This is a genomic window from Vibrio sp. 1562, from assembly GCF_033340155.1.
GTDB classification, from domain to species: domain Bacteria; phylum Pseudomonadota; class Gammaproteobacteria; order Enterobacterales; family Vibrionaceae; genus Vibrio; species Vibrio alginolyticus.
The window spans coordinates 1-770 of record NZ_JAWOVY010000254.1 but is presented as its reverse complement, the minus strand read 5'-3'; the positions used below and the strand labels follow the sequence as shown (position 1 = coordinate 770).

Genomic DNA, 770 nt, shown 5'->3' with positions numbered 1-770 from the left:
GTCAATATACAAGGTTTGATTACGCGATTGGCGTTAGCTGGTCAATTGGCCAACGCGGACGCGCTTCCACCGACATATCTGCGACTTCACCGTTCTTCAAACGTTGCATACCCGCATACGCAATCATTGCACCGTTGTCAGTACAGAACTCGGTACGTGGGTAATACACTTCACCACCGATTTTCTTCGCAAGCTTCTCAAGCTCTGCACGCAAGCGGCGGTTCGCACTTACACCACCAGCAATAACGATACGCTTCATACCGGTTTGCTCTAATGCACGCTTACATTTAATTGCCAACGTTGCACACACGGCTTCTTCAAAAGCGTACGCAATATCAGCACGAGTCTGCTCGTCATCGCCATTCGCTGCAATCGTGTTTGCCGTGAAGGTTTTCAAACCAGAGAAACTCATATCCAAACCCGGCACATTGGTCATTGGTCGTGGGAACTTAAAGCGACCCGGTGTACCTTTCTCTGCTAGCTTAGATAACAGAGGACCGCCTGGGTAATCTAGCCCCATCAGCTTAGCCGTCTTATCAAATGCTTCACCGGCTGCATCATCAATGGATTCGCCTAGAATCTTGTATTCACCAATGCCTTTTACTTCCACCATCATCGAGTGACCGCCAGAAACCAACACCGCCACAAATGGGAATGGTGGTGGGTTATCTTCTAGCATTGGCGCGAGCAAATGACCTTCCATGTGATGAACAGGAACAGCAGGCACACCCCATGCGTAAGCAATACTACGACCAATGGTTGCACCCACT

General features: G+C 49.5%; 1 protein-coding gene. It reads right to left on the bottom strand.

Annotation, left to right across the window (positions count from 1 at the left end; genetic code table 11):
• Positions 1 to 19 precede the first annotated feature (19 nt).
• A partial coding sequence (gene tsaD, locus R7Z49_RS24485) for a tRNA (adenosine(37)-N6)-threonylcarbamoyltransferase complex transferase subunit TsaD (protein ID WP_318112294.1) occupies positions 20 to 770 on the bottom strand: 751 nt, incomplete at its 5' end.